We start from the raw sequence: 21,843 nt of genomic DNA, 5'->3' as shown, positions 1-21,843 counted from the left end.
TTATAAGAAAAATCTTTGAATATCATTCCACGTCACAACCAACATAAGCAGCATCAGTAAAGCAAACCCAATAAAATGAACCATACCTTCCTTTTGCTTGTCAATTGGTTTTCCACGAACAGCCTCAACTGCGAAAAATACTAATCTACCACCATCAAGAGCCGGTAGTGGTAAAAGGTTAACAATTCCCAAGTTAATACTTAATATGGCAGCCCATTTCATGACATAGAAGATTCCAGACTGTACAACCGTATCTGTTGAAACGTATATACCCACTGGACCAGAAAGCATATCAATTGAAAATTGTCCAGTAACCAACTTTCCAAGACCTAGCAAAATCTCCTTTGTCCAAAGGAAGGTTTCCATTACCCCATATTTTAAGGAAGGTAACACTGATTTTTCAACGGGTCCGTAGACTCCAATGATTCCAATTGTCTTATCCTCTTCCAGTTCTTGAGCCTTAGGAGTAACACTTATCTCACGAAGCTCGCCGTCACGTTCAACAACAACATCGATTTCCTCATCTGGATGCGCCTGAATAATAGTCACAATTTCTTTCCACGTTGAAACCTGCTCGTTATCTATCTCTCGAACAATATCCCCTTCTTGAAGACCTGCCTGAAGGGCAGCACCATCCTTTGTTATTTCACCTAGGATTGGTTTATCTATAGGAGTACCCTGTAGTAACCCTAATGCAATCAATATGATAAAAGCCAAGATAAAGTTCATCGCTGGGCCAGCAGCGATTGCCAGCGTCCTTTGCAGTAACGTTTTGGAGGCAAACTGACGATTGTATGGTGCAATTTGGGTTTCTTGTCCATCTACAACAAAAAATGCCTTCTCACTGATCTCATATCTTTTAAGGTGTTCATCTTCCCCATCTTCATAACCTGAAATAAAGAGATTGTGTTCTAAGTCAGCTTCCTCAACCTCTATTACCTTTAAGTCAGGGTATTTGTCTTTATTGTTTAATACAATTTTATTTATCTTCCCATCTCGGTTGAATAGCAAGCCAATATTATGACCAGGCTTAATTTCAATCATTTCTGGGTCTTCGCCAGCCATTCTAACATACCCACCAATAGGTAGGAGACGAATCGTATATAGTGTTTCATTCTTACTAAAGGTAAATACCTTTGGTCCCATCCCAATTGCAAATTCGCGACAGAGAATTCCCGCTCTTTTTGCCAAGAGAAGATGTCCTAATTCGTGAAAAAATACGAGTGCACCAAATATTATAATAAAGGCTATCACAGTCTCCACATATTTAACCACCTTTTGTTAGATTGACTATGGTAATAAGAAAAGCGCAGTGCACCTGCTTATCCGCGATAAGTACAAGGCCAAGCGCTGACAGAAGGCGCATTTTGCCTTCAAAAGCGATTGAATTGTAACCTCGAGCCGATAGCACCTGAAGCTAGACCATTGAAAACTAAGTAGGAATAATAGTTTATTTTTTCTCTAATAAATCTCGAACGTACATCCGTGTTTCTAGATCTACCTGTTGTATCGCTTCCAAACTCGGGTTTTGGATGGTGTTATGTTTTTCTAAGGACTCTTCAATAATTTCCTCGATGCCTAAGAATGATATTCTACCACTTAAAAATCCAGAAACCGCCTCTTCGTTTGCCGCGTTTAATACGGTTGGTAGAGTTCCACCTATTTTTCCGGCATGAAAGGCAAAGCCAAGGCAAGTAAAGCGCTCAAAGTCTAATTTGGAAAAATGAAGTTTCCCGATTTCCCAGAGTTGTAGTCTTTCCTTTGTAGAAGGCATTGGAAACCGATCAGGATAAGAGAATGCATACTGAATTGGCACCTTCATATCTGGAGTACCAAGTTGAGCTATTACACTGCTGTCATGAAACTCAACCATAGAATGGATAATGCTTTCTTTATGTAGAAGTACATCTATCTTTTCATACGGTAAGCCAAATAACCAATGAGCTTCAATTACCTCTAGTCCTTTGTTCATCATTGTTGCAGAGTCAATTGTTATTTTTGCACCCATTGACCAATTTGGATGATTTAGTGCATCCTCAATGGTTACATCTTTTAGCTCATTACGTGTTTTATCCCGAAAACTACCGCCTGAAGCAGTCAGAATAATTTTTTCAATATTCTTTTCTTTTTCCCCTTGAAGACATTGAAATATAGCAGAGTGCTCACTATCAACAGGCAATATGGGGACATTATGTTTTTTGGCTGCTTCCATTACTAAATGTCCGGCTGTTACCAAAGTCTCCTTATTTGCTAATGCAATTGTCTTTTGTGCTTCAATTGCCTTTAAGGTTGGCAGTAAACCAACACTTCCAACAACTGCATTTAGTACTACTGAAGCTTCATCAAAGGTTGCTACCTCAATTAATCCCTCATCACCATAAACAAAAGTAATATGACTTGAAAATTCATTTCTAAAAATGTCATATGTCTCTTTTGTTTTTACAGAGACAAGTTTAGGTGAAAATTTATGTATAATTTCTCGACCTAAGGTAATATTTTCACCAATTGACAAGGCTACAAGCTGTAACTCTTCAGGATGCTGCTCAATAACTTCAAGAGTTTGTTGACCAATTGAGCCAGTAGCACCTAATAAACTAATTTTTTTCACAAGCTCACTCCCTACTACATACAAAACAATCCGTCTAAAATCCATTAGTTTTTCTGCAAAAGTTTATCAAGAATGTCAGCTTTATAAAAATTTGCAACATTGCTTGATTTACCCGTCTATTCAACTAAAATTCCTTTGTAAAAAGGGACCGTCTTCTGTATAAGATTAAATAAACACAATTAAAAAGTAAAGAATTGGAAGGATAAATAGCATGCTATCAAAGCGATCTAAAATTCCACCATGACCTGGTAGTAATGTCCCTGAATCCTTCACCTTATAATGTCTCTTAAGTGCCGATTCTACTAGGTCCCCAATTTGTCCAAAAATAGAAACCAATATTGTAACAATCAGTAGTGAAGAGAAGGATTCAAATACATCTGCAATCATATTAAAGATAAACGCAAATACAACAGCAGTTACAATTCCGCCAATAAAACCTTCTATTGTCTTATTAGGACTGATTTCCGGCCATAGCTTTTTCTTACCGAGTTTTCTACCAACAAAATAAGCTCCCGAATCAGTTGTCCAAATAACGACGAATGCATAAAATATGAATTCTAACCCTATTGCTCTTATTTCAAGCATATAATAAAATCCAAATCCAATATATAATGCTGATAATATTACAAGTCCAGCATCATCAAAGTTAAAGCTATTTTTAGAAACTACTGTATACGTTAATATTAATAACACAAAAAGGAGAACTATTTCTATTTTAGTAAATTTAAGAGTAGTAAATACCTCATTATATTCAGTAGGAACTAAAACAATCCATAATAAAATAATAGCAATTACGCCTGGGATCGATGCGATTTTAAGCCGTTTCATGCGTAATAGCTCAAAAACAGCAATCGCCCCCATAAGATAGACTAAAATCGTGAACGGGATACCCCCGATAATGACAATAGGTAGAAAAACTGCTGCAGCGATAATTGCTGTAATAATTCGTTGTTTCATCATATCATTCCTTTTATTAATGCAAACTTAGGTGGTTAAATACCACCAAATCGTCGCCCTCTCTTCTGAAATGCATGAATAGCCTCTAACAGGTGTCTCTCTTTAAAATCAGGCCATAATACATCGGTAAACCAAAATTCAGTATATGCCAACTGCCAAAGCATAAAATTACTTAATCGTATTTCTCCACTTGTCCGAATTAACAAATCTGGGTCTGATAAACCATCGCTCATCAAATACCTAGAAAATTGCTGTTCATCTACTTCATTCTTAAGTTTACCTTCCTTGGAATCAGTTATGATTTTATTCACCGCTCCTAATATTTCAGCACGTCCACCATAATTAAGAGCGAAATTAAGTACAAGTCCAGTATTTTGCTTTGTTTCCTGTATAGCCTTATTTACCGCATTCTGAGTGTGTGCAGGTATTTCTTCTTCATTACCCATAATTCTTACTTGTACATTTTCTTCAATTAATTCTGGCAGAAAGGTTCCCATAAATTCCTGTGGAAGTTTTAATAAGAAATTAACTTCGTCCTCTGGTCGCTTCCAGTTTTCAGTTGAAAATGCATAGACCGTTAAAGTCTTAACACCAAGTTTACTTGCAAGCTTTGTTACTCTCTTAACTACCTTCATGCCTTCATGATGACCGGCAGTTCTAGGAAGTGACCGTTTCTTAGCCCATCTCCCATTTCCGTCCATAATAATGGCTATGTGATCAGGAATTGGGCCTTTTGCTATTTCTTCTTCTGAAATAGAAACTGGGTTTTTCTTTGACTTTATAAATTTTTCAAACATACATAAGTCCTCCAACACCCTTATCAAATGCGCCTTGGCTACTTGCTACTCGATTACGCACACGTTCTAAAAAATCTGTGGCTTCAACCAGACAGTAACTTTATTCAGGAATATCACTCTTTTCTCCATAAAAATAAAATAAAGTTATAATCCAGTTTCATTTATTTTACCACTATTTATGAAACGAGGCAGTAATAGTAGACAGTATTAACAAAAAAACCCCCTGTAAACGTTAGAGGGTCTTTTTACAAATATATTGTACATTGAATTGGTTTAGACTTCCATGATTTCTTTTTCTTTTTCTTTAGCAACTGCATCAATTTTAGCAATTGATTCATCAGTAAGTTTTTGTATATCTTCCGTAAGGCTACGTAGCTCGTCCTCAGTGATTTCGCCATTTTTCTCAAGCTTCTTAAGATCATCGTTTCCATCACGACGTACATTTCGAATAGCAACTTTGGACTCTTCTGCATACTTCTTTACGAGCTTTACCAATTCACGACGTCTTTCTTCTGTTAATGCCGGAATGGAAATACGAATAATAGAACCGTCATTCGTAGGATTTAACCCTAAATCAGCCTTTTGAATTGCTTTTTCCATATCGCCTAGCACTGACTTGTCATACGGTTGAATAACAAGCATTCTAGCTTCTGGAACATTGATAGAACCAAGCTGATTTAATGGAGTAGGTGCCCCATAATAATCAACAGTTACTTTATCTAGAAGGGCCGGGTTCGCTCTACCAGCTCTAACAGATGCAAGTTCACGAGATAACGCTTGGATTGCCTTAGACATTTTATCCTTAACTTGATTTATTGTGTTATTTGCCATAAAGTTATTTCCCCCTTACAATTGTTCCGATATTTTCTCCTAAAACAACGCGTTTAATATTTCCTTCTTCCATAACTGAAAATACAATCAGCGGAATATCATTGTCCATACAAAGAGAAGATGCTGTGGAATCCATTACAGCTAACCCTTCTTTTATTACATCGAGGTATGACAATGTCTCATATTTTACTGCAGTTTTGTCAATAGATGGATCCGCACTGTATACTCCATCCACATTGTTTTTTGCCATTAGAATAACTTCAGCTTCAATTTCAGCAGCACGTAAAGCAGCCGTTGTATCTGTGGAAAAATAAGGATTTCCTGTACCTGCCGCAAAAATAACAACACGTTTCTTTTCTAAATGACGAATCGCTTTTCTTCTTATGTATGGTTCTGCGACTTGACGCATTTCTATCGAAGTTTGTACACGAGTTTGAATTCCTTGATTCTCTAAACTATCCTGTAAAGCCAAGGAGTTCATTACCGTTGCAAGCATTCCCATATAGTCTGCATTTGCACGATCCATACCCATTTCACTTCCGATTTTACCTCTCCAGATGTTTCCTCCACCAACGACTACTGCAACCTCTACTCCAAGTTCAGCAATTTCTTTCACTTGTTTTGCCACAGATTGGATTACAGATGGATTTATGCCAAATCCCTGATCTCCCGCTAATGCTTCACCACTTAATTTTAACACTACACGTCTATATTTGGCACTACTCACTATCATAAAACCTCCATCCTTGAAAAAGAGGGAACACATAATGTGTTCCCTGTTTTCTTTTTACTTCTTCACTTGGCTCATTACTTCTTCAGCAAAGTTATCTTGACGTTTCTCAATACCTTCACCAACTTCGTAACGAACGAAGCTTTTCACTGTAGCACCTTTTGATTCTACAAATTGACGAACTTTTTGATCCGGGTTCTTAACAAAGCTTTGGTCAAGAAGACAAACATCTTCGAAGAACTTGCCAAGGCGGCCTTCTACCATTTTCGCAACTATGTTTTCTGGCTTACCTTCATTTAACGCTTGTTGTGTTAATACTTCACGCTCACGCTCAACTTCTTCAGCAGAAACTTGATCACGAGTTACATACTTAGGGTTAACAGCAGCAACATGCATTGCTACATCTTTCGCAGCGTCAGAATCAGTAGTACCAGCTAAAACAGCTAACACACCAATACGGCCTCCAGCATGAAGATATGCACCGAATGCATCATTATCCTCTTTTGTTACCACTTCAAAGCGACGAAGAGAAAGCTTTTCACCAATTTTTGCAATTGAAGCATTAATGTATTCGCCAACTGTTGAACCGTTGTCCATTTTTTGTTCAGAAGCTTCCTCGACATTTGCAGGTTTATTAGCTAGTAAGTGAGCAGCTAAATCCTTTACTAATGTTTGGAATCCTTCATTTTTTGCAACGAAATCAGTTTCAGAGTTAACTTCTAAAATTACTGCTTCGTTACCTTGTACCTCAATACTAGTTAAACCTTCTGCAGCGATACGGTCACCTTTTTTCGCAGCTTTAGCAATACCTTTTTCGCGAAGGTAGTCGATTGCTTTTTCCATATCACCATCAGTTTCAGTAAGAGCTTTCTTACAGTCCATCATACCTGCTCCTGTTTTTTCGCGAAGCTCTTTTACCATTTGTGCAGTAACTGCCATTATGTTTTCCTCCTTATTTACACTATGTACAAAATCTAAAACACTAGATAATACATGTTAATTGGTTAATCTGTTACTATTATTACTTAATTTGCCAGATAATAATCTTTAAAAAAGGTGATAAAAGGCATATCCCTCTTATCACCTTTCGCCCATTAAGCAGATGTTTCTTCACCTTGTTTAGCTTCTAGGATTGCATCTGCAATTTTTCCTGTTAAAAGCTTAACCGCACGAATTGCATCATCGTTTGCAGGAATTACATAATCAATTTCATCTGGATCACAGTTTGTATCAACGATACCTACGATTGGGATGTTTAATTTATGTGCTTCTGCAACAGCAATACGCTCTTTGCGAGGGTCAATAATGAATAAAGCATCTGGTAATTGCTTCATATCTTTAATTCCGCCTAAGAATTTTTCTAGTCGCTCTAATTCTTTCTTAAGTTGAACAACTTCTTTCTTAGGTAGAACATCAAATGTTCCGTCTTCTTGCATTCTTTCAATGTCTTTAAGACGCTTGATACGCTTTTGAATTGTCTCAAAGTTAGTTAATGTACCACCTAACCAACGTTGGTTAACAAAGTACATTCCAGAACGTTCAGCTTCTTCTTTAACAGAATCTTGAGCTTGCTTTTTTGTACCAACAAAAAGCATAGTTCCGCCGTTACCTGCTAATTCCTTTACGAAATTATACGCTTCTTCAACCTTCTTAACTGTTTTTTGAAGGTCGATGATGTAGATACCGTTACGCTCTGTAAAGATGTAACGCTTCATTTTTGGGTTCCAACGGCGTGTTTGGTGACCGAAGTGAACACCAGCTTCAAGCAATTGCTTCATAGAAATTACTGACATGTGTAAATCCTCCTAATGGTTTTTTCTCCTCCGTCCATATCATCTTTAAGTAAAACTGATTTCACAGCACCATTACTCAAATCTATGAACGTGTGTATTAACACCAAAAATTAATATAACATAATCCGTTCTTTCAAGCAAGAAAAATTAGTTGTTTTGACGAAATTTGAGTAAAAGCTCGATTTCTGTTTTCCCTTTATTAAGTTTCTTTGCGATTTCTTCCTGTGAGAGTCCCATTTTTTGTAACAATTCAATATCCTTAATTAAGGTACCAACATCATCCTCTTCTTTTGAAGGCAATTTTTCTTCTGTTTCGTTATCAGTTATTATGCCACTTAGATCTTTAGTATTCTCCTTATCTGGATAGGAAGGTAACAGAGCTTGGATATCTTCTTTTGTTAATTCTAGTTCTTTTATTTGAATGTTTTCTGGTTTATTTTTTTCTTCCTCTACTACTTCTGCATCGTTTTTTTCCTCATAATTACTAGCAGTCTTAGCTAGTTTCACGTCCTTGATTCTATGTAAAAACACTTCATTTTCTTCCTTCATTTCCAAAACGTATGAAGTGATAACACTCTCAAATTCTTTTAGTAGTCTCTCTTGTTTTTTTTCTATATCCTTTAATTGGGTAATTTTTAAATATAATAGGATTATCATAAAAAAAGCAATTGCCAATAATGTAAAGCACAGAATAAATAATATTGTAGTCATGTAACTTCCCTCTATCTCATAATGTCAATGACATTACCCTTATATGGATGACGTTCCTTTTGTTCAGTTTCTGGTTTATTTTTCTTTTCTGTATCTTTGTGTTGGAACGGATATGATGGTACGTCCTTATGTATGTTAGCGTCTTCAGGTTCGTTATTTTCATTTACTCTCGTTCTTCTTCTTTTATCTGATTTATCAGCCTCTGCTGTAATATGATCCTGCAAATGCTGGCCGCGCATATTTAACTGTTCCTGAATTCTTCCCGCATCCTGTGTTCTAGGAATAGCAACCTGTAATTCAACTAACTTTAGACTCATTTTTTCACTTCTCTCATTTCTTATTTTCAGAAAAGATAGTAATTGAAATCTCTTTGTTTACTAGTTGCACTTTCACATGATGAAATAGTCGATTTATGTTCTTTTGATATTTGCCAATTTGAATACGTACATTCGGAAACAGTGTTCCGGTTACTATCAAATAATTAGCCATTTCTTCTTTTTTAGTGATTATTTCATTTAATTCAGCTTCTAGTCTACTTAATTTATTTGTTAATTCTACTTGAGTAAGCTTATCACGCCTTAGTAGTAAAATCTCTTCATTTGAAAGCGAGGAGGTTATCCTGTATTTTTCAGCTAGTTTTTGAAGGATTAAGAGTACTTTTTGAAGTTGAATTTTGGCTTCATTTATTTCTTGAGTAATCCTTTTCTCATCGTCATTATAGGAATTTCCTGGTCCAATATATAGTTCTGTCTTTGTATGATGTTCATTACCTACATCCTTGGCTGATATATAGCTACCCGTAGTCATACTTCCACCTATAATACTTCCCGCTAACGAACATATCTCTCCTTTAGCATGACATGTACTATGAAGAATAGATCCTGATACTTCAATGTTATTTCCTGCATTTACTGTACATTGATTCAAATACGATGCAAAAATATCATTTTTGGCAGTAATAATAGCTCTGTTAAAACCAACAATTCCTCCTGAAATATAAATAGATCCACCTGCTTTAAGCTCGGCTCCTTCTACAATCCCATATATAGATATATCTCCACCTGCTTTGATGATATAGTCGCTAGGAACATTGCCTTTTATTGTTACGTTTCCAATAAAATCAATGTTTCCTGTTTTAAGACTTATATCGCCTATTACTTCAAAAACAGGAAGAACGTTTATCCTTTTCTCTGATATATTGATTTGACCATCAGTTGTAGCATAAATTTTTCCATTGACCTCAACTACATTTTTGCCTAATTTAAAAGTATATGGTTTACCATCAATAGCCTTTAGTAGGTTACCATAGACATCTTTTCCAGGAATACCTGGTGTAGGTGGAAAAATCGTTGCGATCAATTGACCTTCTTTTACAGAAGGAATTTCCCTCACATTTCTAAAGTTTAAAACACGTTCAAATTTTCCCTCTTGGTCCTTTTCTACTCCCTCTAACTTAATAAATCCATCCTCGCCTGTTTTAGGCGCTTCCCCTTCTGCAATCAACAAGGGAAAGGTGGTTTCTGGCAAAGTAGCAATCATCTTTGTAATTTCATCTCTTTTTATTCCAAATGATATACCTTGCTTAGAGAGTAATGCGTATATATCTGACTCATTTATTTTCAATTGCGCAAGATTCTCTTTCAAACTTACATATACAGTAAATTTATCCTTTGAGACTAGAAGTTCTACTCCTGACACAGTCCTCCCACCCTTTTAGTGGATATGTTTTTGTAAGATATCCTTTAGTTTAAAAAGTGCTTTAGAATGTATTTGAGAAATTCTAGATGTCGATAAACCCATTACTTGTCCAATTTCGGTCAGTGTAAGCTCTTCTTTATAAAATAAGCTAATAATAAGCTTTTCTTTATCATTCAGTTGGTCAATTACACGAATTAGTTGAGTAAGTATCTCTTTTTTCACTACATGCTCTTCAGGTGTTAACGTCGTATTATCTTTTATAGAAAATGCTGACTTATCACTTCCGTCGTCATCAAACTGATAATCGTCCATGGAAAGGACATTTGCAAAGAAACCTTCATTTATTGTTTGATAAACCTCATGTTCACTCATCTGAACTTCTTCAGCAACTTCCTGAATGGTCGCGTTTCTCATTAATTTTTGTTCTAATTTTTCGATTGCAGCCTCTACCTTTTTTGACTTTTCTCTTGTGCTTCTTGGGAGCCAGTCTTCTTTCCTCAGACCATCAAGTATAGCCCCTCTCACTCGAAAGGAAGCGTACGTATCGAATTTTAAATCTCGAGTAGGATCGAATTTCTCAAGTGCATCATATAATCCAATCATCCCTAAACTTTTCAAATCATCTTTACTCACACTTTTTGGAAGCGTTGCTGAGATTCGTTGAACATGATATGTAACGAGTGGCATATACTTACGAACAAGCATATCTCCGGCATGTGAGTCACGTGAATCAATCCACTTCTGCCAATATTCCTGATGATCGGTGGATGTTATTTTGGACATTCTACTCCTCCTCTACATGCAAAACTCTAATTTTTTTCGACTATAACTAAGATTAACTTTTTTTAAAAGAAAGATACGAGGGATCTCCCACGTATCTGTTATTTGATTTATGTAAAACTGTAAAGTTACTGTTTTTTCTACACTTCTTTTATACCTTGATTGACTGTACGAATTTGTAGTATTGATGTCCCGGGATTGAATTCAATTGTCCGTCCATTACTACCACCAACATCAGAGGCTACAACTGTAATATTAAGGCGTTTAAGCTCTGATAGTACTGCATCAACATTTCGTGGGCCAATTCTCATAATATCACTGCCTGAAGTGAATTGGAACATCTGGGCTCCACCAGCAATTTTAGCTTTTAAACTTCCTGCTTTACCGCCAACATATACTATTTTTCTAATAAGTTCCTCAATAGCTGTATCTGCATATTTAGCAGGATTTAAATTTGTTCCTTTATGTAAAACAGAGCTGGGTAACATGATATGAGCCAATCCAGCTATCTTGCGAGCTTGGTCATATATAACTACACCTACACATGATCCTAACCCAGAAGTTCTGATTAAACTTGGAACAGTGATAACATTCATATCAGCAATCCCAACTTTTACAATCTCACTTTTCTCAATCATGCGTCGTTAACTCCTAATGCGGCGAAAATTTTATCGAATGAATCCGGGTCAGGTAATAATAAAAAATGGCCATTGATATTAGATTCTTTTTGATTGCCTGGTTCATTTATTATTGTGTCAATAACAATTGCAAAATCACTCACCTGAGATAGTTCTAATAACCCATAACCAATAATTGCACCAACCATATCAATTGAAAAACCGGGTACAGAAGGAAATAAATTCAGTTGAGTAAAATCAGATAAGGAAGTTAAGTAGGACCCGGACAGTATATTCCCTACTTCTTGAAAAGCTGATATCCCCATTTCATTCTGAGCTTCACCAAAAAAAGTGAATGTTTCATCCCCAATTAATTCTTGTATTAATTGGGTGGCTTGAGGTAGTTGTAGAATGAAGAACATGTTGCCTGTAACATCCCCTTCAATTCGGAGAAATAGGCCTGCAACAACATTATCGGCCCCTCCAGTAAAATCCATCATTTCATCAAAGGAAACAATTTTTACATTCGGTACAGTCATATCAATTTTCCGATTTAAGAGTTTGGAGAGTGCAGTAGCAGAATGTCCGGCTCCTATGTTCCCAATTTCTTTTAAGATATCTAAATGAGTTGAATCGATTTTTTGATAAAACGACATAGCTCCTACCCGTCAACCTTTTCAGTAACAATCTCTGGATTTAGAACCTTTTCAAGATTTAATAGAATAAGGAGTCTTTTGTCCAGCTTTGCTACACCATCTAAATATTCAATCTCAACACTGCCGACTATTTCTGGTGGTGGTTCAATTGAATCAACAGGAATATCCATTACATCATTGGCCGTGTCTACGATTAAACCAACCTCGAGTTCTTCTGTTGCAACAATAATGATTCTAGTATTATCTGTATAAACTGATTCACTAATACCAAATCGAGTCCGTAAGTCGATAACAGGTGTAACAACTCCTCTTAAATTAATCACACCTTTAACAAATGGCGCAGTTCTTGGTACTCGAGTAATATGCTGCACCTTTTCAATTGAACGCACCTGTGCTACCGGAATTCCATACTCCTCATTCTCAAGTGAAAATACAATTACTTTTAACATTGAAACTGCTTCCTCAGACATCGTAATCTCCCCTTTCACATTTGAACAACTTTATTTTATTAATGCATTACAATCGATGATTAGGGCTACTTGACCATCACCTAAAATCGTTGCTCCGGAAATAGCAAATACAGATGATAGATACGTACCAAGCGACTTCAATACAATCTCTTGTTGTCCAATAAAAGAATCAACGACCAAACCAGCAGCTTTATCACCTTTTTTCACGATAACAACTGATAATAAGTTATCTTCTTCTGACTGAGCTGGAACATCGAAGATATCCTTCATATTTAGAAGCGGAACAACCTTTCCTCTAAAATCAATCACCTTTTGATTATGTGCGTAAAGTATCTCATCTTTCTTCACAATTGCAGTCTCTATTATTGAAGATAATGGGATTGCATATTTCTCTGCTTGAACTTCAACAAGCATTACAGAAATAATAGATAGAGTAAGTGGTAACTGAATTGAAAACGTTGAGCCCTTCCCAAATGTGGAACTAATTGTTATAGAACCACCTAAGGATTCAATTGTATTTTTTACAACATCCAATCCCACTCCACGTCCAGAGACATCTGAAATCTTCTCAGCTGTTGAAAACCCCGAAGAAAAAATAAAATCAAATACTTGGCTATCGGATAAAGATTCTGCTGCCTTAGCTGTAATTAGACCTTTGGAAATGGCTTTATTAATTATCTTATCCCTGCTAATTCCAGCGCCATCATCCTCAATTTCAATGAAAACATGGTTCCCACTATGATATGCACGTAACACAACTGTACCTTCTTCTGGCTTACCGTTACGTGATCTGACCTCAGGTGTTTCGATTCCATGGTCTAGTGCATTTCGTAAAAGATGTACGAGAGGATCTCCAATCTCATCAATTACTGTACGATCCAGCTCTGTCTCGGCACCAATGATTTGCAAGTCAATTTTCTTCTGTAAATCCTTCGCCAATTGACGCACCATTCTTGGAAAGCGATTAAACACTGTCTCAACCGGAACCATTCTCATTGTAAGAATGATATTTTGCAAATCTCCAGAAATTCTCGACATCCTCTCAACTGTTTCATGCAGTTCCGAATGATCCAAATCCTTGGATATTTGCTCTAGACGTCCTCTATCAATCACCAATTCTTCAAATAAGTTCATTAGAATATCAAGCCGCTCAATATTCACCCGAATTGTCTTTTGATTGCCACCGTGTTTGGTTGAAGCTTTGGCAGGCTTGCTCTCATTTTCTGACTTTTGTTCAACATTTTCAGCTTCAATAGTAGGAGCCATTTCAGTATTCACTTGAATTTGTTCACTAACTTGGGAATCCAATGAATGGAGTAGAAGTTCAGTAATATCTACTTTATCTATCTCAGATACCTTTAATATGCGCTCTTTCAGATTTTGTAAGGATTCCTTCGAAACGATTGTTACACTAAACTCACTCTGAAATTGCTCATCTTCAAGTTGATCGACTGAAGGCATTGATTTAATCACTTCACCAACCTGCTCAAGTACCTCAAATACCATAAATACACGAGCAGCCTTTAATAAACAATCCTCACGTAAACGAATTGTTATTTCATAACAGGTAAATCCTTGTTCTTTAGATTGATGTAATACCGTTAATTCAAAGTCATCATAAGTCGTTTTGACTTTTTCACTTTCATTTCCAACTGGTAGGTTAGTGGACATGGTATTCTCTTGATTTGAGATTTCTTCACCATTCTCGATTTTTTTAAGCAGGTAAACAACGTCAGAAACATCCTTCTTTCCTTCGCCACCATCTGCAATTGAAAATATCATTTCTTCAAGATAGTCCACTGCTTTAAATACAACATCTAAAAGAGCAGGGGTTACTTTAATTTTCATATTACGAATGCCATCAAGTACATTTTCCATTTGATGGGTAAGACTAGCCAAATCTTCATACCCCATCGTAGCAGACATCCCTTTTAATGTATGTGCAGATCGAAAAATCTCATTAACAATCGTAATATTTTCAGGTTCTTTTTCTAATTGCAACAAATGTTCATTGCAAGCCTGAAGATGCTCTTTACTTTCTTCAATAAATACCTCTAAGTATTGGTTCAATTCCATCCTTAACTCTCCTTCACTTATGTAAGGCTTAGTACAGTACTTGCAATATTATCTAATGCTTCCACTCTATCAACTAAATTGGTCTCAATCGCAGCCTTAGGCATACCAAACACAATCGAGGTTTCTTGTGATTGTGCAATGGAAATAACTTGTCCATATTCTTTGAGTTTCTTCAAACCATGAGCCCCATCAGAACCCATACCTGTCATAATAACTGCAATCTTTTGAATTCCCTTAATTTCACAAACCGATTCAAATAACACATCAACTGATGGGCGATGACCATTTCTAATTTCACTATCATCTATGCTTAATGCAAGTGTAGTACCGATTTTTTTGACCTTCATATGATAACCACCAGGTGCAATATATGCTGTTCCCGCTTTCACGATTTCACCATTTTCGGCCTCTTTTACCGTTATCTCACACAAGCTATCGAGCCTTGTTGCCAATGATTTCGTAAATCCCTGGGGCATATGCTGAACGATAACAATAGGTGCAGGATAGTTCTTAGGAAGTGCCGTAAGTACTTGTTGTAATGCCCTAGGTCCACCAGTCGAAGTACCAATACATACGATTTTATTTACATGCCTTCCTCCGACTAGTTCTATTTTACTATATTCTACGACTCTACTAGTAGGGAATTTCTTTGTAATTGGTGTCTTTTTTAATAAATCTAAATTAACTTTCTTTGCATGTAACACTTTTGCCACAATTTCGTTTTTTATCAGATGAAGATCCATAGAGATTGGACCTGAAGGTTTTTGAATAAAATCAACAGCTCCCAGTTGCATAGCAAGTAATGTATTATCAGCACCTTCGTTCGTAGTACTCGATAACATCACAACTGGAAGAGGGTGTTCACTCATAATTCTCTTTAGTGCTTCAATTCCGTTCATTTCAGGCATTTCAACATCCAATGTTATGACATCAGGATGTAACTTCTCAATTTTATCCAGTGCGTCTATCCCATTTCTTGCTGTACCCACTACATTTATACGTGAATCCTCTTCAAGAAAATTAGAAATAAGCTTTCTCATAAATGCCGAATCATCTACGATTAGAACCTTTGTTTTTGTCATTTGTCGCTCCTAACTACCACGCACGAAGAATCGCTGCAGCTTTGAGATGAAGGATACATGATGGTTTTGGTCAATTATTTGAACCTTGTTTTGTTCTAAGTAGTTTTTACAAATTTCCTGTAGGGATTTACTAACCAATGACTTGGGAGAATATAGTAAAAAAGGCACTTGATGAGTTACAGCCTTTTGGACAGTTTTATCATCTAATAAAACACCCAATGTGTTAATCTCTTTTACTAGAAATTGTAATACAACCTGTTTTAACCTTTTCATTGTTTGAAAGCCCTCAGCTTCGCTTTCAGCACGGTTAACGAGTAGATAAAATGGAATTGATTGATCAAACATACATAAATATTTCATAGCAGAGTATGCATCAGTAATTGAAGGAGGTTCTGGTGTAGTTACGATGAATATTTCATCCATGGCCATTAAGAATTTAACATTCTCTTCAGTCATCCCAGCTCCCATGTCAAAAAGGACGTAATCATAGTCTTTCAAAACAAATTGCAATTGTTCAATTAAATACTCTGACTTTTTATCATCTAATTTAAATAAGTTAGGTAACCCGTTCCCTCCCGCAATATAGTCAATACCTTCCGTCCCCTTTATCAGCAAATCATGTATGGAAAGATTCTTCTCAAATAGATCCACGATTGTATGATGGGCCGTTACCCCCATAAGAATGTCAATATTACCCATTCCTATATCCATATCAAAGAGCAATACTTTTTTTCCGAATTTAGAAAGTGCAATGGAGAAGTTAAGTGACAGATTAGACTTACCTACTCCTCCTTTTCCACTGATTACAGCTATTGTCTTCGGTTGTTCTTGATTGTTATTTATCATTGCGAGTTTATTACGAAGAGCTGTAGCTTGATCTATCATAGTTCATCGACTCCAAGGATTGTATTCGCGATTAATGAAGGGGAAGCAACAACAATGTCATCAGGCACATTTTGTCCATTGGTAAGATAAGCGACACCAACACCTGAATTGGCAACTAGATTTACCATCGCACCATAATTTTTCGTTTCGTCTACTTTTGTGAAAATAAACTTCGATATTGCAATTGTTGAAAATTGATTATAAATTTCTTCCATGTCTTCCATTTTCGAAGTAAGAGATAATACCAAAAACGTATCCATGTCATTTGAAAAGTGAATGAGGTTATTTAAATCCTCTACGTATTTTTTATTTCGGAAATTTCTACCGGCTGTATCTACGAAAACAACGTCATAATCCATATATTTATTTCTTGCCTGTTCAAATTCTGAAAAAGAATAACATACCTCTACTGGTGCACCAAGAATTTTCGCATATGTTTTTAATTGTTCAATTGCAGCAATTCGAAAAGTATCAGTCGTTATAAATGCTACTTTTTTATTATCTTTTAACATGCAATCCGCTGCAATTTTAGCAATGGTTGTTGTCTTACCGACACCTGTAGGTCCCACCACATTAATAAACTTCTTCTTGTACGACAAACCTCCGTACTTTACATTTGAAATTTTTGAAACAATGATTTCTTTTGTCCATTCCAAAACTTCTTTATGAGAAGCTTTTTCTGATAAGGAGTACCATTTCTCCAATAGTAGTGAAATTATATCCCTTCGAATACGAAAATTCAGTTCCTGTTTACGTAACAAACGATTTATATCCTGAATTGGTTCTGCAAGAGGTCCGATGTCAGAAGAAAACTCCAACATTACCTCTTTTAATTCTTGAACTTCTTTTAGAATATCTGGTGATGTCTCATACTGATTTTTTGTTTGGTATTGAATGTTTTGAGGTTCTTTAATAACTGGTATTTCTTCATTAGCCTTTCTAGTAGAAACCGGAGTTAATGGAACCTTTTCTTTCTTTTGAACGTTTTGTTTAGTTCGCACCTCAGGATCTATGGCTGCAATTACCTCAAAATTCTTTTTACGAAACAAGCCAAAAATTCCTTGAGTTTGAACAACCTTCGAATTTAAAATAACGGCTTCACTGCCTAATTCGTTACGTATCATTTTCATCGCTTCTGGCATAGAAGGTGCAATATATTTTTTTACCTTCAATCTATATTCACCACCCCAACACTTTGGACTTCGACATTTGCTTCAAGCTCATTATATGAAAGCACAGGAACCTGAGGAAAGTAACGTTCTATTAATTGACGGACGTACATCCTAACAGCTGGTGAGCATAATAATATCGGAGCTTGCGCTTGTATGCTTACACTTTCTATTTGCTTAGCGATTGATTCAATTATCGACTGAGAAACACTAGGTTCTATCGACAGATAGTTACCATGTTCAGTTTGCTGAACACCATCAGCTACGTGTTTTTCTACTCTACCTGAGAGTGTGACTACCTTCATAGTCTCTCCTTGGACAATATATTGATTAGTAATTTGTCTTGCGAGCGATTGCCTTACATACTCTGTTAATAAATCAGTATCAGTTGTCATTCTGCCAAAATCAGCTAAGGTTTCAAATATAACAGGAAGATTTCGTATTGAGACATTTTCCTTGAGCAATTTTGCAAGCACCTTTTGGACCTCTCCAACAGAAAGTGGATTGGGAGTGACTTCCTCAACTAGAATTGGATAAGATTCCTTCAAATGGTCAATTAATTGTTTCGTTTCTTGTCTTCCGAGTAAATCATGTGCATTCCTTCGAATTACTTCTGTAATATGTGTGGATACCACAGAAGGTGGGTCAACTACTGTATATCCTTGCATTTCTGCATGGTCCTTTATATCATCAGATATCCATTTAGCCGGTAGCCCAAAGGATGGTTCTATTGTATCAATACCTTCAATTGAATCATCCTCGTAGCCTGGACTCATAGCCAAGAAATGATCGAGCAACAGTTCCCCTCTTGCCATTTCATTTCCCTTAATTTTTAATCGATACTCGTTAGGCTGTAATTGAATATTATCGCGAATCCGGACAACAGGAATAACTAGTCCTAACTCAATTGCGAGTTGCCTCCTTATCATGACAATTCGATCTAGTATATCTCCACCCTGGTTTGTATCAGCTAACGGGATTAAGCCATAACCAAACTCAAACTCAATAGGATCCACATTTAAAAGATTGACAACACTTTCTGGACTTTTCAAATCTTCAACCTCTACTTCTTCCTCCGTATCAGTTTCCAATTGAAGTTCTTGATCCTTATTTCTTGAAATCATAAATGCACCAACCGCTAAAAAGCCAGAAATCGAAATTGTTAACAAATCATGTATTGGTGTGAATAAGCCTAGTAAGAATATTGTGCCGGCAGTAACATATAACATTTTCGGATAAGCAAATAATTGTTTTGTGATGTCTGTACCAAGATTACCCTCTGATGCAGCACGGGTGACAACAATACCTGTAGCAGTAGAGATTAATAAGGCAGGAATTTGACTTACGATACCATCTCCTACAGTTAAGAGTGTGAATTTTGAAAGTGCTTCTTGAAACCCTAACCCATGTTGTGTCATACCGATAATAAAACCAAAAATTAAGTTTATGAGTACGATAATAATCCCAGCTATTGCATCACCTTTTACAAATTTACTAGCTCCGTCCATAGCCCCGTAAAAATCAGCTTCTCTAGATACCTTCTCACGGCGTTCTCGTGCATCCTTTTCGGAAATCATGCCCGCGTTTAAGTCTGCATCGATACTCATTTGTTTTCCGGGCATTGCATCTAACGTAAAACGTGCAGCAACTTCAGATACACGTTCAGACCCTTTTGTGATTACAATAAATTGAATAACAATGAGGATTAAAAAGACAACAAATCCAACTACAACATTTCCCCCAACAACGAAGGTTCCAAAGGTGTGAACAACCCCGCCCGCTTCTCCAGTTGATAAAATAGATCTTGTAGTTGAAACGTTGAGCCCTAATCTAAATAAGGTTAAGAGTAATAATAATGATGGGAAAATTGAAAATTGAAGTGGTTCTTGCATGTTCATAGAAGTTAAGAGAACTAAAAGTGCAAGAGAAATATTTATAATAATTAAAATGCTTAGCAGCCATGATGGAAATGGAATGATCAGCATCGCAACTATTAAGATAACACTTAACAAAACAGATAAATCTCTTGCTTTCATTGTATTTCTCTCCTTCGGTGGTAACTCATGTGGATTTGAGGAGTAGCAGACTAAATCTCCTCGTACAATCTTTCACTTTGAATTTCATATTCTTTCTTTTAAACGGTATACATACGCAAGAATCTCAGCTACTGCCTTAAAGTATTCCTCAGGGACTGCATCTCCTATTTCGGTCTGACTGTAAAGTGCTCTTGCTAATGGTCTATTTTCAATTGTGGTAATTTCATGTTCTTTTGCAATTTCCTTTATACGTTGAGCTACAAAATCGACGCCCTTTGCGACAACAAACGGAGCATCCATTTTTGATTCATCGTATTTTAGTGCTATGGCAAAATGAGTAGGGTTTGTTATAATAACATCTGCTTTTGGGATCTCTTGCATCATTCTTTGCATGGACATCTCACGTTGTTTATGCTTTATTTTAGACTTTATGAGTGGATCCCCTTCTGTCTTTTTATATTCATCCTTAATATCTTGTTTTGACATTCTGATATTTTTTTCATGGTCAAAGCGCTGATATAGAAAGTCCAAAAATGACAGAAATAGAAGTGCACCAGCAGCAAATAGTCCCATTTGCACTGTCAGTTTTGCAAGGACTATTAGTGCAGCACCTACACTTTTTTGTGACAGAGACAAGATATCTTCTAATCGAAACCAAAGAATAGCAAATGTTACTCCTCCTACAATGACAATCTTCAATATTGATTTAATCATTTCAACAATTGCACGGATTGAGTAAATTCGTTTAAAACCTTGGATAGGATCCAATTTATTTAATTTCATTTGAATCGATTCAGTTGAAAATAAAAAACCCACTTGCATTAAATTAGCTGCAATTGCAGCTAATAGTGCCACAACCATAATGGGCGCTAAAAGAATGGCAGCTTCTAAAGAAAGCTCAATAAAAATTTCTTGAACACTTTGTTCGGTCGGGGTTATCGACAAATAATGACTAAAGGAATGCTTCAATACTGCTAAGATACGATCAAGTAAAAATCCGCCAAATACTAGCAGAGTAAAAAATATTGCAAGTAATAAGATCGCTGTATTAACATCTGCGCTCTTTGCAACCTGTCCCTTTTTCCTCGTATCTTGACGCTTTTTAGGAGTGGCTTTTTCTGTTTTTTCACCTGCAAAAAACTGTAGGTCTAGTTGAACAAAATACATCTAGCTTCCTCCTATTAATTCCATAAGTCCTCTCATCGTATATAACATGTTTTCTGCCAAGTTCCCTACCAACATAAAAAGCATAGACATTGAAATTATTAAAACGATAAAACTAACCCCTATTTTGAGTGGTAATCCAACAACAAAAACGTTAAGTTGTGGTACTGTTCGAGCAACAATACCAAGTGCAATATCAACTAAAAATAGAGAACCTACAACTGGCATTGACATCTGAAAAGCGATAATAAACATCGAATTAAATGCTTTAATAACAAACTCTAATAAATTCTCATTACCAAAAGGTATCCATAATTGTTCCATTGGTACAAATTGATAGCTATAAAATACCCCGTCTAGCAGAAGATGATGGCCATTAATCGCTAATAAAAACAATAAGGCAAACGTATATAAATACTGGCCAATCAAGGGGCTCTGTGCCCCAGTTTGCGGGTCAATTACGTTCGCGATAGCAAACCCCATTTGAAAATCAATGAAGCTCCCTGCTATTTGTATTGCAGCAAAAATCATATAGGCAATCAAGCCAATCAACAAGCCCACCAATGCCTCTTTTATTATCAACATATAAAAAAAGCCATCAATTTGAAGGATTGGTTTATTCATTGACAAGAACATAATCCAAGCAACAAAAAAAGCGACTCCAATCCGATGACTTGCTGGAAGAGTCCGATAAGAAAACAAGGGTAGTGTCACGAAAAAACTAGATACTCGCACTAATACAAGCAAAAAAGCTGGAAGATAGGAATAGACCTCTGTCATTTT

Annotated in this window: 22 protein-coding genes; all 22 read right to left on the bottom strand. The window is 36.3% G+C overall.

From position 1 onward, the window contains the following. Positions 1-1,263, bottom strand: coding sequence for an RIP metalloprotease RseP (gene rseP, locus ACWNMY_RS20215; protein WP_449540042.1), 1,263 nt, complete (start codon positions 1,261-1,263; stop codon positions 1-3). A gap of 187 nt (positions 1,264-1,450) precedes the next feature. Further along, positions 1,451-2,608, bottom strand: a complete 1,158-nt coding sequence (locus tag ACWNMY_RS20210; RefSeq protein ID WP_449540041.1) for a 1-deoxy-D-xylulose-5-phosphate reductoisomerase — start codon at positions 2,606-2,608, stop codon at positions 1,451-1,453. A gap of 165 nt (positions 2,609-2,773) precedes the next feature. Beyond that, positions 2,774-3,565 (bottom strand): phosphatidate cytidylyltransferase, encoded by a 792-nt coding sequence (locus ACWNMY_RS20205; protein ID WP_449540040.1) that lies wholly within the window; start codon positions 3,563-3,565, stop codon positions 2,774-2,776. A 35-nt stretch (positions 3,566-3,600) separates the two neighbouring features. After that, entirely contained in the window at positions 3,601-4,362 is a 762-nt protein-coding gene (locus tag ACWNMY_RS20200) for an isoprenyl transferase (RefSeq protein ID WP_449540039.1), read from the bottom strand. A 273-nt stretch (positions 4,363-4,635) separates the two neighbouring features. Beyond that, on the bottom strand, positions 4,636-5,193 hold the full coding sequence (frr, locus tag ACWNMY_RS20195; protein ID WP_449540038.1) for a ribosome recycling factor: 558 nt from the start codon (positions 5,191-5,193) through the stop codon (positions 4,636-4,638). A 4-nt stretch (positions 5,194-5,197) separates the two neighbouring features. Then, a complete protein-coding gene (gene pyrH, locus ACWNMY_RS20190; RefSeq protein WP_449540500.1) occupies positions 5,198-5,920 on the bottom strand; it encodes a UMP kinase in 723 nt (240 codons plus the stop codon). Between the two features lie 60 nt (positions 5,921-5,980). Continuing rightward, a complete protein-coding gene (gene tsf / locus ACWNMY_RS20185) occupies positions 5,981-6,862 on the bottom strand; it encodes a translation elongation factor Ts (protein ID WP_449540037.1) in 882 nt (293 codons plus the stop codon). A gap of 155 nt (positions 6,863-7,017) precedes the next feature. Next, positions 7,018-7,716, bottom strand: a complete 699-nt coding sequence (gene rpsB / locus ACWNMY_RS20180; RefSeq protein WP_449540036.1) for a 30S ribosomal protein S2 — start codon at positions 7,714-7,716, stop codon at positions 7,018-7,020. Positions 7,717-7,863: 147 nt separating this feature from the next. Further along, complete coding sequence (locus tag ACWNMY_RS20175) at positions 7,864-8,427, bottom strand: hypothetical protein (protein WP_449540035.1); 564 nt, start codon at positions 8,425-8,427, stop codon at positions 7,864-7,866. Positions 8,428-8,438: 11 nt separating this feature from the next. Further along, positions 8,439-8,744 carry a hypothetical protein gene (locus ACWNMY_RS20170; protein ID WP_449540034.1) on the bottom strand — a complete coding sequence of 102 codons (306 nt, stop codon included), beginning with the start codon at positions 8,742-8,744 and terminating at the stop codon, positions 8,439-8,441. Positions 8,745-8,757: 13 nt separating this feature from the next. Beyond that, positions 8,758-10,125, bottom strand: a complete 1,368-nt coding sequence (locus ACWNMY_RS20165) for a DUF342 domain-containing protein (RefSeq protein ID WP_449540033.1) — start codon at positions 10,123-10,125, stop codon at positions 8,758-8,760. Between the two features lie 15 nt (positions 10,126-10,140). Next, positions 10,141-10,908 (bottom strand): FliA/WhiG family RNA polymerase sigma factor, encoded by a 768-nt coding sequence (locus tag ACWNMY_RS20160; protein WP_449540032.1) that lies wholly within the window; start codon positions 10,906-10,908, stop codon positions 10,141-10,143. Between the two features lie 137 nt (positions 10,909-11,045). After that, complete coding sequence (locus ACWNMY_RS20155; RefSeq protein ID WP_449540031.1) at positions 11,046-11,543, bottom strand: chemotaxis protein CheD; 498 nt, start codon at positions 11,541-11,543, stop codon at positions 11,046-11,048. Continuing rightward, entirely contained in the window at positions 11,540-12,178 is a 639-nt protein-coding gene (locus ACWNMY_RS20150; protein WP_449540030.1) for a chemotaxis protein CheC, read from the bottom strand. The genes ACWNMY_RS20155 and ACWNMY_RS20150 overlap by 4 nt, the downstream gene beginning before the upstream one ends. Before the next feature lie 5 nt (positions 12,179-12,183). Next, a complete protein-coding gene (locus ACWNMY_RS20145; protein ID WP_449540029.1) occupies positions 12,184-12,648 on the bottom strand; it encodes a chemotaxis protein CheW in 465 nt (154 codons plus the stop codon). Between the two features lie 30 nt (positions 12,649-12,678). Next, positions 12,679-14,724 (bottom strand): chemotaxis protein CheW, encoded by a 2,046-nt coding sequence (locus ACWNMY_RS20140; RefSeq protein WP_449540028.1) that lies wholly within the window; start codon positions 14,722-14,724, stop codon positions 12,679-12,681. A gap of 17 nt (positions 14,725-14,741) precedes the next feature. Continuing rightward, on the bottom strand, positions 14,742-15,806 hold the full coding sequence (locus ACWNMY_RS20135; RefSeq protein ID WP_449540027.1) for a protein-glutamate methylesterase/protein-glutamine glutaminase: 1,065 nt from the start codon (positions 15,804-15,806) through the stop codon (positions 14,742-14,744). Positions 15,807-15,815: 9 nt separating this feature from the next. Beyond that, positions 15,816-16,691, bottom strand: a complete 876-nt coding sequence (locus ACWNMY_RS20130; RefSeq protein ID WP_449540026.1) for a MinD/ParA family protein — start codon at positions 16,689-16,691, stop codon at positions 15,816-15,818. Next, positions 16,688-17,863, bottom strand: coding sequence for a flagellar biosynthesis protein FlhF (gene flhF / locus ACWNMY_RS20125; RefSeq protein ID WP_449540025.1), 1,176 nt, complete (start codon positions 17,861-17,863; stop codon positions 16,688-16,690). The genes ACWNMY_RS20130 and flhF overlap by 4 nt, the downstream gene beginning before the upstream one ends. Then, positions 17,860-19,896, bottom strand: a complete 2,037-nt coding sequence (flhA, locus tag ACWNMY_RS20120) for a flagellar biosynthesis protein FlhA (protein WP_449540024.1) — start codon at positions 19,894-19,896, stop codon at positions 17,860-17,862. Before flhA ends, flhF begins: the two co-directional genes overlap by 4 nt. 84 nt (positions 19,897-19,980) lie before the next feature. Further along, positions 19,981-21,063, bottom strand: coding sequence for a flagellar biosynthesis protein FlhB (gene flhB / locus ACWNMY_RS20115; RefSeq protein ID WP_449540023.1), 1,083 nt, complete (start codon positions 21,061-21,063; stop codon positions 19,981-19,983). Beyond that, the gene (fliR, locus tag ACWNMY_RS20110) at positions 21,064-21,840 is read right to left on the bottom strand and encodes a flagellar biosynthetic protein FliR (protein ID WP_449540022.1); all 777 of its coding nucleotides are present in this window, start codon (positions 21,838-21,840) and stop codon (positions 21,064-21,066) included. Between the last annotated feature and the right edge of the window lie 3 nt (positions 21,841-21,843).

This window comes from Ferdinandcohnia sp. Marseille-Q9671 (assembly GCF_976954385.1).
This window is presented reverse-complemented; position numbering and strand designations above follow the sequence as displayed.

Coding starts and splice junctions, on each gene's coding strand:
- frr (WP_449540038.1), bottom strand. CDS start 5,193: ATGGCAAATAACACAATAAATCAAGTTAAGGATAAAATGTCTAAGGCA.
- ACWNMY_RS20140 (WP_449540028.1), bottom strand. CDS start 14,724: ATGGAATTGAACCAATACTTAGAGGTATTTATTGAAGAAAGTAAAGAG.
- flhA (WP_449540024.1), bottom strand. CDS start 19,896: ATGAAAGCAAGAGATTTATCTGTTTTGTTAAGTGTTATCTTAATAGTT.
- fliR (WP_449540022.1), bottom strand. CDS start 21,840: ATGACAGAGGTCTATTCCTATCTTCCAGCTTTTTTGCTTGTATTAGTG.
- ACWNMY_RS20155 (WP_449540031.1), bottom strand. CDS start 11,543: ATGATTGAGAAAAGTGAGATTGTAAAAGTTGGGATTGCTGATATGAAT.
- ACWNMY_RS20130 (WP_449540026.1), bottom strand. CDS start 16,691: ATGATAGATCAAGCTACAGCTCTTCGTAATAAACTCGCAATGATAAAT.
- ACWNMY_RS20200 (WP_449540039.1), bottom strand. CDS start 4,362: ATGTTTGAAAAATTTATAAAGTCAAAGAAAAACCCAGTTTCTATTTCA.
- flhB (WP_449540023.1), bottom strand. CDS start 21,063: ATGTATTTTGTTCAACTAGACCTACAGTTTTTTGCAGGTGAAAAAACA.
- ACWNMY_RS20150 (WP_449540030.1), bottom strand. CDS start 12,178: ATGTCGTTTTATCAAAAAATCGATTCAACTCATTTAGATATCTTAAAA.
- tsf (WP_449540037.1), bottom strand. CDS start 6,862: ATGGCAGTTACTGCACAAATGGTAAAAGAGCTTCGCGAAAAAACAGGA.
- ACWNMY_RS20145 (WP_449540029.1), bottom strand. CDS start 12,648: ATGTCTGAGGAAGCAGTTTCAATGTTAAAAGTAATTGTATTTTCACTT.
- rpsB (WP_449540036.1), bottom strand. CDS start 7,716: ATGTCAGTAATTTCTATGAAGCAATTGCTTGAAGCTGGTGTTCACTTC.
- ACWNMY_RS20205 (WP_449540040.1), bottom strand. CDS start 3,565: ATGAAACAACGAATTATTACAGCAATTATCGCTGCAGCAGTTTTTCTA.
- ACWNMY_RS20160 (WP_449540032.1), bottom strand. CDS start 10,908: ATGTCCAAAATAACATCCACCGATCATCAGGAATATTGGCAGAAGTGG.
- ACWNMY_RS20135 (WP_449540027.1), bottom strand. CDS start 15,806: ATGACAAAAACAAAGGTTCTAATCGTAGATGATTCGGCATTTATGAGA.
- ACWNMY_RS20175 (WP_449540035.1), bottom strand. CDS start 8,427: ATGACTACAATATTATTTATTCTGTGCTTTACATTATTGGCAATTGCT.
- ACWNMY_RS20170 (WP_449540034.1), bottom strand. CDS start 8,744: ATGAGTCTAAAGTTAGTTGAATTACAGGTTGCTATTCCTAGAACACAG.